Origin of the sequence: Ancylobacter tetraedralis (assembly GCF_014195655.1) — a bacterium.
In the GTDB taxonomy this organism is placed as follows: domain Bacteria; phylum Pseudomonadota; class Alphaproteobacteria; order Rhizobiales; family Xanthobacteraceae; genus Ancylobacter; species Ancylobacter tetraedralis.
The window spans coordinates 321539-334645 of the sequence record NZ_JACICD010000002.1; the positions used below are offsets into that span (position 1 = coordinate 321539).

10 protein-coding genes are annotated in these 13107 nt (G+C 68.1%); 2 read left to right on the forward strand and 8 right to left on the reverse strand.

Annotation, left to right across the window (positions count from 1 at the left end; all coding sequences use genetic code 11):
- The first annotated feature begins 66 nt into the window (after positions 1 to 66).
- Positions 67 to 2868, forward strand: coding sequence for a DNA mismatch repair protein MutS (gene mutS, locus FHS55_RS06805; RefSeq protein WP_183188942.1), 2802 nt, complete (start codon positions 67 to 69; stop codon positions 2866 to 2868).
- 426 nt (positions 2869 to 3294) lie between these two features.
- On the opposite strand, the gene FHS55_RS06810 is transcribed toward mutS, so the two are convergent.
- From FHS55_RS06810 to ppdK, 4 genes are all read right to left on the reverse strand, one after another.
- Positions 3295 to 3519, reverse strand: a complete 225-nt coding sequence (locus tag FHS55_RS06810) for a hypothetical protein (protein ID WP_183188943.1) — start codon at positions 3517 to 3519, stop codon at positions 3295 to 3297.
- Positions 3520 to 3730: 211 nt separating this feature from the next.
- On the reverse strand, positions 3731 to 3940 hold the full coding sequence (locus FHS55_RS06815; RefSeq protein WP_183188944.1) for a cold-shock protein: 210 nt from the start codon (positions 3938 to 3940) through the stop codon (positions 3731 to 3733).
- A 238-nt stretch (positions 3941 to 4178) separates the two neighbouring features.
- Positions 4179 to 4733, reverse strand: coding sequence for a cysteine hydrolase family protein (locus FHS55_RS06820; RefSeq protein ID WP_183188945.1), 555 nt, complete (start codon positions 4731 to 4733; stop codon positions 4179 to 4181).
- Positions 4734 to 4844: 111 nt separating this feature from the next.
- Entirely contained in the window at positions 4845 to 7523 is a 2679-nt protein-coding gene (gene ppdK, locus FHS55_RS06825; RefSeq protein ID WP_183188946.1) for a pyruvate, phosphate dikinase, read from the reverse strand.
- Between the two features lie 294 nt (positions 7524 to 7817).
- On the opposite strand from ppdK, the gene FHS55_RS06830 reads away from it, so the two are divergent.
- Positions 7818 to 8231, forward strand: a complete 414-nt coding sequence (locus FHS55_RS06830; protein WP_183188947.1) for a DoxX family protein — start codon at positions 7818 to 7820, stop codon at positions 8229 to 8231.
- 55 nt (positions 8232 to 8286) lie between these two features.
- Here FHS55_RS06830 and FHS55_RS06835 read toward each other — a convergent pair whose 3' ends face one another.
- From FHS55_RS06835 to FHS55_RS06850, 4 genes are all read right to left on the reverse strand, one after another.
- Complete coding sequence (locus FHS55_RS06835) at positions 8287 to 8445, reverse strand: DUF3096 domain-containing protein (protein ID WP_183188948.1); 159 nt, start codon at positions 8443 to 8445, stop codon at positions 8287 to 8289.
- A gap of 123 nt (positions 8446 to 8568) precedes the next feature.
- Entirely contained in the window at positions 8569 to 10632 is a 2064-nt protein-coding gene (gene glyS / locus FHS55_RS06840; RefSeq protein ID WP_183188949.1) for a glycine--tRNA ligase subunit beta, read from the reverse strand.
- 136 nt (positions 10633 to 10768) lie between these two features.
- Positions 10769 to 12082 (reverse strand): MFS transporter, encoded by a 1314-nt coding sequence (locus tag FHS55_RS06845; protein WP_343056029.1) that lies wholly within the window; start codon positions 12080 to 12082, stop codon positions 10769 to 10771.
- A gap of 38 nt (positions 12083 to 12120) precedes the next feature.
- Complete coding sequence (locus FHS55_RS06850) at positions 12121 to 13062, reverse strand: glycine--tRNA ligase subunit alpha (protein WP_183188950.1); 942 nt, start codon at positions 13060 to 13062, stop codon at positions 12121 to 12123.
- Positions 13063 to 13107: the final 45 nt, after the last annotated feature.

Consider the following 13107-nt stretch of genomic DNA (forward strand, 5'->3'; position numbering starts at 1 on the left):
ATGAGTGAGGGGATAACCGGCCGTGATGCTTGAAACGCCGCGCCCGCCTCTGCCAGCGTCATCGCCATGAATGCACCCGTGAACACGCCGGCCTCCGACGCGACTGAGCCCGCCCACCTCACCCCCAAAGCGGCCGGCGAGGGTGAGCGCGTCACCCCCATGATGGCGCAATATATCGAGATCAAGACCGCCAATCCCGGCAGCCTGCTGTTCTACCGGATGGGCGATTTTTACGAGCTGTTCTTCGAGGATGCCGAACTCGCCTCACGGGCGCTTGGCATCGTGCTCACCAAGCGCGGCAAGCACCAGGGCGAGGATATCCCGATGTGCGGCGTGCCGGTGGAGCGCGCCGAGGAATATCTCCACAAGCTGATCGCGGCCGGCTACCGCGTCGCCGTGTGCGAGCAGACCGAGGAACCGGCGGAAGCGCGCAAGCGCGGCCCAAAGAGCGTGGTGAAGCGCGACGTCATCCGCCTCGTCACTCCCGGCACGCTCACCGAGGACGCGCTGCTCGACGCCCGCCGCGACAACGTGCTGGCGAGCCTCGCGCGGGTGAAAGGCGGGGAGGGCGAGGAGGCGGCCCGGGGGGATGGCTATGTCTATGCTCTCGCCCTCGCCGACATCTCGACCGGCAGCTTCCGCGTGGCGGAGACCGACGCCGCCCGCCTCGCCGCCGATCTCGCCCGCATCGAGCCGGCCGAGCTCCTGGTGGCGGATGCCATCTATGACGAGCCGGGCTTCAAGGCGCTGTGGCGCAGCCTGCCGGCGGTGACGCCGCTGCCCAAGGAGAGCTTCGATGGCGCGGGCGCCGAGCGCCGTCTCGCCGGCTTCTTCCAGGTGGCGACGCTGGAGGCCTTCGGCAGCTTCTCGCGTGCCGAGCTCACCGCCGCCGCCGCCGTGGTGGCCTATATCGAGCGCACCCAGCTCGGCGCCCGCCCACCGTTGAGCCGGCCGCAGCGCGAGGCCTCCAGCGCGGCGATGGTGATCGACCCGGCGACGCGCGCCAATCTGGAGATCCTGCGCACCACCACGGGCGATCGCGCCGGTAGCCTGTGCGCCTCGGTGGACCGCACCGTCACCTCGGCCGGCGCGCGCCTGCTCGCCCGCCGCCTCGCCGAGCCGCTGACCGATCCCGCCGCCATTGCCGGGCGGCTGGACGCGGTGGAGCATCTGGTCGAGGAAACCGCCCTGCGCGGCGCTTTGCGCGAGCGGCTCGCCGGCGCGCCGGATCTTGCCCGCGCGCTGTCGCGCATCGCGCTCGGGCGGGCCGGCCCGCGGGACCTCGCCGGCATCGGCCGGGGGCTGCGTGAAGGGCTGGAGATCGCCCGGCTCATCGCCGCCTCGCCGGCGCCGGCCGAGCTGGTCGAGGCCGCCCGCGTGCTCGGCGCCGTCGATCCCGCGCTGGTGCTCACGCTGCAGGCGGCGCTGGATGATGAATTGCCGCTCAACCGGCGTGACGGCGGCTTCACCCGCCCCGGCTACAGCGATGAACTCGACGCCACCCGCGCGCTGCGCGACGAGAGCCGGCGCGTGGTGGCGGCGCTGGAGCGGCGCTATGTCGAGGAAACCGGCGTGCGCGCGCTGAAGATCCGGCATAATGCGGTGCTCGGCTATTATGTCGAGGTCAGCCAGCAGAATGCCGACCGCCTGCGGGAGCCGCCTTTCGATGTGGTCTTCGTGCACCGCCAGACCATGGCGGGTGCGATGCGCTTCACCTCTACCGAACTCGCCGAGCTGGAAGCCAGGATCGCCAGCGCCGGCGAGCGGGCGCTGGCCTTCGAGCAGCGTATCTTCGACGACCTGGTCGCGCGCGTCATGGCGGAGGCCGAGGCGGTGCGTGCCTGCGCCGAGGCGCTGGCGGTGATCGACGTCACCGCGGGGCTCGCCAAGCTCGCGGTGGACGAGGGCCATGTGCGCCCCGAGGTCGATGGCGGGCTCGATTTTCGCATCGAGGGCGGCCGCCATCCGGTGGTGGAGCAGGCGCTGCGGCGCGATCACGGTTCCTCGGGCGGCCCGTTCGTCGCCAATGATTGCGACCTCTCCGCGCCCGAGGCCGGCAAGGGCAAGCCGCCTTCGGGGCGCATCTGGCTGGTCACCGGCCCCAACATGGCGGGCAAGTCGACCTTCCTGCGGCAGAATGCGCTGATCGCCATCCTCGCCCAGGCCGGGTCCTTCGTGCCGGCGACGTCGGCCCGCCTCGGCGTGGTCGACCGGCTGTTCTCGCGCGTCGGCGCGGCGGATGATCTGGCGCGCGGGCGCTCGACCTTCATGGTGGAGATGGTGGAGACCGCCGCCATCCTCAACCAGGCGACGGAGCGCTCGCTGGTCATTCTCGACGAGATCGGCCGCGGCACCGCGACCTTTGACGGCCTGTCCATCGCCTGGGCGAGCTTGGAGCACCTGCACGAGGTGAACCGCTGCCGCGGCCTGTTCGCCACCCATTTCCACGAATTGACGGCGCTGTCGCAGCGCCTGCCGCGCCTCGTCAACGCGACGGTGAAGGTGAAGGAGTGGGAGGGCGAGGTGATCTTCCTGCACGAGGTGGTGCCGGGGGCTGCGGACCGCTCCTACGGCATCCAGGTGGCCAAGCTCGCCGGCCTGCCGCCCATGGTGGTGGCGCGCGCGCGGGCGGTGCTGACGGAGCTGGAAAACGCCGACCGCGCCGCCCCCGCGCAGCGCATCCTCGACGATCTGCCGCTCTTCGCCGCCATCAACCGCGCCCCCCCGCCCGCCGGCCCGGTGGTGAAGGCCGACCCGGTGGCGGAAGCCGTGAAGACCGCGCTGGCCGGGCTCGACCCCGACGAGATGTCCCCGCGCGAGGCGCTGGAGGCGCTGTACAAGCTGAAGGGGATGGCGCGGGGTGGGTGAGGCACTCCCCACCGTGTGATCACCTGAACACACGGAAGGTGTGAGATGAGTGCATTGAAAGCAAAGACCGGAGAGACGTGCCCGACCAGTGGCGTGTGGAAGGTGGACGACCCGTTCGGGTCCACCACGGCCCATCGCCAAGGGCAACATCTTTCCTCCCTTCAGGGGCAAGGCCGTTAACTGGGTTCTGATCCAGTACGCCTGATCCTGCAAAGCAAATGGGGCGGCCGGTGGTCGCCCCATTTTTCGTCATGCCTTGTGGCGTGTCTGCGTCTTCAGTGCTGGCGGCTTGGCGGACCATCGTTATGTGGAAGGGCGGGCAGGATGTTCCATCGAGCCCCACGCCCTTTCAGCCGACGGCGACCAATACCCAACCGCATCCCGTCTCGCTCGGGACGCCAACCCTCCGCCACCGGAGCGGAATGTCTACTTCCCGCCGCGCACGCTGGCGGCGCGGGCCGGCTTGGCGGCCGGGGGCGGGGTGGCGGCGTCGCGGGCGAGGCGGGCTTCGCGCAGGCGGGCGGTCTTGGCGTCGCGCCGGACGGTTTCCTGATTGATCAGGTTGCGCGCGACGCGCGCGACCGTCTCGGCCTTGCTCTCGGTCTTGGTGAGGTTGGGCTTGAAGAGATCGTCGTGGGTGGTCTTGGCCATCGTCCTAATCTCCTTCACATGAAAAAGGCCGGGGGTGATCCCGGCCTTCCCTGGAGCCTCGTCGCAATCGGGTGAATGCCCGATCGAGCAAGGCTCTCCATTCCGTGCGTGGGCCGTATCGTCCGGCGCGGATCCCATGACCCGGCCGTGATCCTGCCCGGTGCTCAGCGCTGCGTGCCAGTACATCCGTGGTCACACAGCGCCGGCACGATCACACGTCCTGAAGTTGACCGGCCGTCTGCTTGCCGGTGCGGCTGTCGGCTTCGATCTCATAGGAGATCTTCTGCCCGTCGCGCAGTTCGCTCCAGCCCGCCCGCTGAACGGCGGAGATGTGGACGAAAATGTCCGACCCGCCGGCGTCCGGCTGAATGAATCCATAGCCCTTCTGGCCGTTGAACCACTTTACGGTGCCCGTCGTCATGATGAAGTTCCTTCATTCGATATAGAAAATCGTTCGGTCACCCGAGGGTGATCGTCACGCCGTCATCGATTTGAGAGGAAGTTCGCCACCGCGCGAAACGCGCAAACAAAGCTCAACGTGCAAGATCGATGTGGATAACTTACAGATTCGCTGGTGATATTGCAACCCTGCAGAAATGTTATTTTTCCACACACGTCCCTGTGGCGGAAAAGCGATCGGTGCAGGCGAGGGCCGCGCGCTAAATCAGGTCGGCGGCGCGCAGCACCGTGCCATATTCGCCATCCATGTTGGCGAGCGAGAGCGCATGCACCTCCTCGGCGCTGCGCCACCGCCCGGCATGGTCGTGGCGCGCGAAGGTGAAGCAGCCGTCCTCGACCAGACGCACATGGAAGCCGAGATCGGCCGCCATCCGCACCGTCGCCTCGACGGAATTATTGGTGATGACGCCGGCGACCACCAAGGTGCCGATCCCCGCCGCGCGCAGGAGGGGCTCAAGCTCCGTGCCGATAAAGGCGCTGTGCGCCTGCTTGGCGATCACCACCTCGCCGGGGAGCGGCATGGCCTCCGGCTTGAACGCGCTGCCCGGCCCGGCCGGCGCATAGGTCGAGGCGGGGTCGGTGGATTCGTGGCGGATGTGGAAGATCGGCCGTCCCGCCTCCCGCCAGATGGCGAGCAGGCGCGCGATGACCGCTTCCGCGCCGGGATTGTTGCGCGGCCCCGCCGCCGCCCAGCGCGGATCGTCGATGGCCTTTTGCAGATCGATGATCACCAGGGCGGCATCGGGCGGCAGCATGCAAAGATCTCCTGTCGGCCCCCCGAACGCAAAAATGGCCGGGGGAGACCCGGCCATTCTGGTTCAGTATCGGCGGCGCGTCACGCCTTTGCGGGTCGCGCCCCAGCGCCCTCAGGCCTGGCTGGCGGCCTGCGTCTTCAGCGCCGCCTGCGCGGCGGCAAGGCGGGCGATCGGCACGCGGAAGGGCGAGCACGATACGTAGTCGAGCCCGACCTCCTCGCAGAAGGCGACCGAGGCGGGATCGCCGCCATGCTCGCCGCAAATGCCGAGCTTGAGCTTGGGCCGCACCGCGCGGCCGCGCTCGGTGGCGATCTTCACCAGTTCGCCGACGCCCTCGACATCGATCGAGACGAACGGGTCGATCTCGAAGATGCCCTTGTTGATATAGGTGCCGAGGAACGTGCCGGCATCGTCGCGGGAGATGCCGTAGGTGGTCTGGGTCAGGTCGTTGGTGCCGTAGGAGAAGAACTCCGCCGTCTCGGCGATCTCGCCCGCCTTCAGCGCCGCGCGCGGCAGCTCGATCATGGTGCCGACCTGATAGTCCAGCTTGGTGCCGGTCTCGGCCTCCACCTTGGCGGCGGCGGCGTCGATGACCTCCTTCACCAGGTCGAATTCCTTCTTGCCGGTGATGAGCGGCACCATCACTTCCGGCACGACCGGCTTGCCGGTGGTCTTCTGCGCCGCCACCGCCGCCTCGAAGATGGCGCGTGCCTGCATTTCGGCGATCTCGGGGAAGGCGATAGCGAGGCGGCAGCCGCGGAAGCCGAGCATCGGGTTGAACTCGTCGAACTCGCGCTTGCGGGCGGCGAGCTTGGCGGCGCTGACCCCGAGGCCTTCCGCCACTTCGGCGATTTCCGCGTCGGTGTGGGGGAGGAACTCGTGCAGCGGCGGGTCGAGCAGGCGGATAGTGACCGGCAGCCCGTCCATGATCTCGAACAGCTCCTGGAAGTCCGAGCGCTGGGCGGTGAGCAGCTTGGCCAGCGCGGTGCGCCGGCCCTTCTCGTCATCGGCCAGGATCATCTCGCGCACGGCGCGGATGCGGTCGCCCTCGAAGAACATGTGCTCGGTGCGCGAGAGGCCGATGCCCTCGGCGCCGAAATCGCGGGCGGTGCGGGCGTCCAGCGGGGTCTCGGCATTGGCGCGCACCTTCAGGCGCCGCACGCCGTCGGCCCAGCCCATGAGCGTGCCGAACTCGCCGGAAAGCTCGGGCTGCAGGGTGGGCACCGCGCCGGCGATCACCTGACCGGTGGCGCCGTCAATGGTGAGGATGTCGCCGCGCTTGAGCGTCACGCCGCCGGAGGTGAGCGTGCCGGCGGCATAGTCGACGCGGATGGTGCCGGCGCCGCAGACGCAGGGCTTGCCCATGCCGCGCGCCACGACGGCGGCGTGCGAGGTCATGCCGCCGCGCGTGGTGAGGATGCCCTGCGCCGCGTGCATGCCGTGAATGTCCTCCGGCGAGGTCTCGATGCGCACCAGGATGACCTTGCGGCCCTGCGTCTTGAGCAGTTCCGCGTCATCGGCGGAGAACACGATCTCGCCCGAGGCGGCACCCGGCGAGGCCGGCAGGCCGGTGCCGATGACCTTCTTGTCGGCCTTGGGATCGAGCATCGGGTGGAGCAGCTGGTCGAGCGAGGCGGGATCGACGCGGGCGATGGCCTCCTCGCGGGTGATAACGCCGTCATTGGCCAATTCGACCGCGATGCGCAGCGAGGCCTTGGCGGTGCGCTTGCCCGAGCGGGTCTGCAGCATCCACAGCTTGCCGCGCTCGACGGTGAATTCGAGGTCCTGCATATCGCGATAGTGCTGTTCCAGAACGCCGGCAATGCGCTGGAACTCGGTGAACACCTCCGGCAGCGCCTTCTCCATGGACGGCTTGTCGGAGCCGGCCTCGATGCGTGCGACCTCGGTGATGTTCTGCGGCGTGCGGATGCCCGCCACCACGTCCTCGCCCTGGGCGTTGATGAGGAACTCGCCATAGAGCGCGTTCTCACCCGTCGAAGGGTTGCGGGTGAAGGCGACGCCGGTGGCCGAGGTCTCGCCCATGTTGCCGAACACCATGGCCTGCACGTTCACCGCCGTGCCCCAGCTCTCGGGGATGGCGTGGAGGCGGCGATAGACGATGGCGCGCTGGTTCATCCACGAGCCGAACACGGCGCCGATCGCGCCCCACAGCTGGTCGGCCGGCTCCTGCGGGAACGGGCGGCCCAGCTCATGCACCACCAGCGCCTTGTAGCGCTTGACGATTTCCTTCCAGTCATCGGCGGAGAGGTCGGTGTCGAGCGTATAGCCCTGGTCGGCCTTGAAGCCGTCCAGCACTTCCTCGAAATGGTGGTGCGGGAAGTCGAGCACCACGTTGGAATACATCTGGATGAAGCGGCGATAGCTGTCATAGGCGAAGCGCGCATCGCCGGAGGAGGCGGCGACCGCCTCGACCGTGACGTCGTTCAGTCCGAGATTGAGCACCGTGTCCATCATGCCGGGCATGGAGGCGCGGGCGCCGGAGCGCACGGAGACGAGAAGCGGGTTGGCGGGGTCGCCGAAGGTGCGGCCGGCGAGCGCGCCGATATGGGCCAGCGCGGCGTCGACGTCGGCCTGCAATTCGGCCGGATACTTGTTTCCGTTGGCGTAATAATAGGTGCAGACCTCGGTCGAGATGGTGAAGCCGGGCGGCACCGGCAGACCCAGATTCGACATTTCCGCGAGGTTCGCGCCCTTGCCACCGAGCAGGTTGCGCAGTTCCGCCGCACCTTCCGCCGTGCCGTCGCCGAAGGTGTAGACCCATTTCGTCATGTGGGGAGCCCCGTTGCTTTGAAGCGCGAACGCGCCCTCATCGCCTTGATGGAAATTCAGACGAGATTAAAAATAAAGCACCTACAATGGGTTCGGGCGGAGTGAGACAGTTGTGCCGCTCGTTTTCCCACTCGATGATCTAGCGGTTTGAGGTCCTTCATTCAATCCATCATTTGCACTGCGGCATGGCTTTGTGCCGCGCACCGGAATGTGACCGCATCGGTGGATTGTGACAAAACCGCCAATCGGTCAGTTTCGCCGGGCTTGGAAACCTACTCGCGTACAGGGCTCATCATGAATGCTGTTTTGAATCGTCTCGCGCCGCACATCCTCAGCCTGCTGCGCGTCGCCGCCGCGCTGCTGGTCATGCAGCACGGCACCACCAAGATCCTCGGCTTTCCCGCGACGCAGATGTCGGGGGTCAGCATCTTCACCATGGCGGGCGCGGCCGGTGTCATCGAGCTGGTCGGCGGGCTACTGCTGCTGATCGGGCTGTTCTCGCGTCCGACCGCGTTCATCCTCTCGGGCATGACCGCGGTGGCCTATTTCCTGGTGCACGCGCCGCGCGATTTCTTCCCGATCGTCAATCAGGGTGAACTCGCGGCGCTCTATTGCTTCGTGTTCTTCTATCTCGTCTTCGCCGGCCCCGGCCCGTGGAGCGTGGATGCCTTCCGCGGCGGCGAGAAGGCCGGAGCGCTCCGGCGTTGAGGCAAGCCGATGCCCGGGTTCGCCCCGGGCATCGTGCCGTGCGTGGCGGGCAGGATCAGAACGGCAGCTTGAAGCCGTGGCCGAGCAGGCCGGTGACGCCGATGAAGATGAGATAGATCGCCACGATGAAGTTGAGCAGGCGCGGCATCACCAGAATGAGGATGCCGGCGATCAGCGCGACCAGCGGCTGGATGGCGACGATGTTGATTTCCATGAGAGTCTCCCCGGGGTGGTAACGACATAAGCCGCCCCGGCGCGGATGGTTCCGCGCCGGACGCGCCTGTCGCGCCCCCGAACGGGCGCAGGATACCGCCCGCCCCGGCCGCCGGCGAGGGGCTCAGCCCTCGATGCGATCGAAATCGGCGATGGCGCGGGTGATGGTGCGGATATCGGCGAGCAGGCGCAGCCGGTTGGTGCGCAGGGCCGGGTCCTCGACATTCACCGTCACCTTGTCGAAGAAGGCATCCACCGGCCCGCGCAAGCTGGCGATCAGCGCCATGGCGGCCTCGAAATCCTCGGAGCTGAGCGCCGCCTCGATCGGCTCGCCCAGATGCGCGATCGCCTCGCCCAGCGCGCGCTCCTCCGGCTCGTGCAGCAGCACCAGATCGACGCCGCCCTCATACGAGACGCCGTCCTTCTTCTCCTCGATGCGCAGGATGTTGGCCGCGCGCTTGGTGCCGGCCAGCAGCGTCCGGCCGTCTTCCGAGCTGAGGAACCGCCCCAGCGCCTCGACGCGCTTCACCACCAGCAGAAGGTCGTCCTGACCGAGCAGGGCGAACACGGCATCGACGAGGTCATGCCGCGCGCCCTGCTCGCGCAGATGGACCTTGAGGCGGTCGGCGAAGAAGGCGAGGAGGTCCGGTTCGACGAATTCGGCGAGCTTCACGACTAGCCCGTTCTCCAGCACCAGCCGCACCACGCCCAGCGCCGCACGCCTTAGCGCATAGGGATCCTTGCTCCCGGTCGGCTTCTCGTCGATGGCCCAGAAGCCGGTGAGCGTGTCGATCTTGTCGGCCAGCGCCACGGCGACGGAGACCGGCGCGGTCGGGACATAATCGGTCGGGCCCTGCGGCTTGTAATGTTCTTCCGCCGCCGCGGCGATTTCCTCGGGCAGGCCTTCGAGACGGGCGTAATAGCGACCCATCAGCCCCTGCACTTCGGGGAATTCGCCGACGACTTCGGTGCGGAGGTCTGATTTCGCGTAGAGCGCGGCCTGCCGGGTCAGCGCCGGATCGGCCCCGACCAGCGGCGCCAGCGTCTCCGCCAGCGCGGCGATGCGCTGGATGCGCTCATATTGCGAGCCGAGTTTCTCGTGGAAGGTGACGTTGCTGAACCGCTCCAGCCGCTCGGCGAGCGGCACCGTCGCGTTGGTCTTCTGGTCGGTCTCCCAGAAGAACTTGGCGTCCGACAGGCGGGCGCGGATGACGCGCTCATTGCCGGCGATGATCGCCTTGCCGCCATCGCTGGCCGCCAGGTTCGACACCAGCACGAATTTGTTGGCCAGCCGCCCGGTGGCGGGGTTCTTCAAGACGAAGCACTTCTGGTTGGCGCGGATGGTGGCGCGGATCACCTCGTCCGGCACGTCGAGGAAGTCTTCCTCGAAGCTGCCCATCAGCACGACCGGCCATTCCACCAAGCCGGCGATCTCGTCCAAGAGGCCGGCATCCTCGACGAGTTCCAACCCCTGGGCGAGCGCGAGGTCCTTGGCGTCGTTGAGGATGATGTCCTTGCGCCGCTCGCGGTCCACCACCACGAAGGCGGCCTCCAGCTTGGCCATCCAGTCCTCCAGCCGGCGCACGCGGATCGTGCCCGAGCTGAGGAAGCGGTGGCCGCGCGTGGTGTCGCCCGATTCCAGCCCGTCGATCGCGAAGCGCACCACCTCCGGCTCCTCGGTCTCCGGCCCGAAGGTGCACAGGATCGATTGCAGCGGCCGTACCCAGCGCAGCGCGGCGGGATGGACCGAGGCCTTGCCCCAGCGCATCGATTTCGGCCAGGGGAAGGCGCGCACGATCTGCGGCACGATCTCGGCGATCACTTCCGGCGTGGTGCGCCCATGCTTGTGGATGCGCGCGACATAGAACGAACCCTTTTTCGGGTCGGTCTCGATGGTCGCCTGATCGAGGGAGGCGAGCCCCGCCGCCTTGAGAAAGCCCTGGATGGCGGCATCCGGCGCGCCGACGCGCGGGCCCTTGCGCTCCTCATGCACATCCGGCTGCTGCGCCGGCAGGCCGTGCACGGCGAGGGCGAGGCGGCGCGGCGTCACGAACGCCTTGGCGCCCTCATAGACCAGACCTCGCTCGACCAGCGCGTCGGTGACGAGCTTCTTCAGCGCGTCCGCGGCGGCCGCCTGCATGCGGGCGGGGATTTCTTCCGAAAACAGTTCGAGCAGGAGATCGGGCATGGGGCGGTTCGATACGCTGTCGGCGCCGGCACGCGCGTTGCCGGCGGGGATGGAGGTCGCCTGAGGCCCTAGCACGTCGCGGCGCGCGACGGGAGTGCGGATTTGGGCACCGGGCCCCGACGGGCGCGCCCGGAGATCAGGTCAGCGACGCGCCGCTCCGCTCCTTCAGCGTCAGCGCCGCCGCGAGCGACACCAGCGAAATGCCGATCAGATAGACCGCCGGGCCCATGTCGAAGGCCTCGCGGTTGACGAGATAAACCGCCACCATCGGCGCCGTGCCGCCGGCCAGGCCGAGCGCCACATTGTAGCTGAGCGAGAGCGCCGTGCAGCGCGCGCCGGGGCGGAACATTTCCACCAGCGTGGCGGGTATAGGCCCGGCATAGCAGGCGGTGAGAACGGCAAAGCCGAGCTGGCCGAGCAGCGCGCCCTGCGCCCCGCTCTCCAGCAGGCGGAACAGCGGCCAGGAGAACAGCACCATGCCCACCAGCCCGGCGATGATCACCGGCTTGCGGCCCACCCGGTCCGACAGCGCCGCGAACATCGGTGCCAGCACCAGCACGGCGATCATGGAAATCGTGTTGATCTGCAGCGAGAGACGCTGCGTCAGCCCGTCCACCTGCTGCATGTAGGTGGTGAGGTAGACGAACAGCATGTAGAAGCCGGCGCCGAGCGTGAGGTTCAGCGCCGCCGCGCGCGCCATGTCGGCGCCATCGCTGCGCAGCGCCGCCATCAGCGGCAGCTCGGCCTTCGCGCCCGGCGCGCGGGTCGGCCGGGGCGGGCCGTGCTCGATCGCCGCGTTGCGCAGATAGAGCGTGAAGCCGCCGAGCACGATGCCGAGCAGGAACGGGATGCGCCAGCCCCAGGCGATGAGGTCGTCGGTCGACATCATAAGGGCGGTGACGGCCCCCACCATGGAGCCCAGCAGCGTGCCGCCCGAGGCGCCGCAGCCGGCGAAGGAGGCGACCAGCCCGCGCCGGCCGGGCGCGGCGTTCTCGGCGAGGAAGATGGCGGAGGTGGTGTATTCCCCGCCGATCGATAGCCCCTGCAGCAGGCGCAGCATGAGCAGCAGCACGGGGGCCAGCGCGCCGATGGTGGCATAGGTCGGCAACAGGCCGATGGCCACCGTCGATGCCGTCATCATGGCGGCGGAGATGAACAGCGCCGGCCGCCGCCCGTAATTGTCACCGATATGGCCGAACAGCACGCCGCCGATCGGCCGCATGAGGAAGGAGGCGGCGAAGATGCCGAAGGCGGCGATCAGCCCGACAAAGGCATCGCTGGCGGGAAAGAAGTTCCTCGCGAAGATCGCCGCCAGGAAGCCATAGGCGGCGAAATCGTACCATTCCAGCGCATTGCCCAGCGCGCCGGCCAGAAGCGCCCCCGGCGCCGCGCGCCGCGCCGCCGGTCCGGTATCTCGGTAGCCTGCATCGTCAAGGCTGCTCACGGACACGGCGCAGTCTCCAGAAGGGAGCGCAGGAAGGTGGGAAGTCAGGCGGCCGAGGTGCCGCCCGCCGCGGTCTTGAGCCAGGCCGCCCCACAGGCCTTGGCAAGCTCGCGCACGCGCAGAATATAGCTTTGCCGCTCGGTGACGGAAATCACCCCGCGCGCGTCCAGCAGGTTGAACACGTGGCTGGCCTTGATGCACTGGTCATAGGCCGGCTGCGCCATCAGATGGCGGCTGCGGTCCTCGTTCCAACCGGCCTCAAGGTACTTCGATGCCGCGCTCTCCGCCATCCTGAACTGCTCGAACAGCATGTCGGTGTCGGCATATTCGAAATTGTGCCGGGAATATTCCTCCTCGGCCTGCAGGAACACGTCGCCATAGGTGACTTTCTCGTCACCCTCGCGGCCGTTGAAATTGAGGTCGTAGACGTTCTCGACCCCCTGCACATACATGGCGAGGCGCTCCAGCCCGTAGGTCAGCTCGCCCGCCACCGGCGAGCACTCGACGCCGGCCACCTGCTGAAAATAGGTGAACTGCGAGACTTCCATGCCGTCGCACCAGCACTCCCAGCCCAGCCCCCAGGCGCCCAGCGTCGGGCTTTCCCAGTCATCCTCGACGAAGCGCACGTCGTGCAGGTTGAGGTCGATGCCGATCGCCGCCAGCGAGCCGAGATAGAGCTCCTGCAGATTGGCCGGCGAGGGCTTCAGGATCACCTGGTACTGGTAATAATGCTGCAGCCGGTTGGGGTTCTTGCCGTAGCGCCCATCCTTGGGCCGCCGCGAGGGCTGCACATAGGCGGCCTTCCACGGCAGCGGCCCGAGCGCGCGCAGCGTGGTGGCAGGATGGAAGGTGCCGGCGCCGACCTCCATATCATAGGGCTGGAGCACGACGCAGCCCTTGTCCGCCCAGAAGGCATGGAGCGCGAGGATGAGCCCCTGGAACGATTTGTCGGGGCGCATGTGGGGCGGCAGGGCGGGATCGATCATGGGAGGCGGGCCGGCGGTTGGCGGGAAATCGCGCGCAACCTAGGC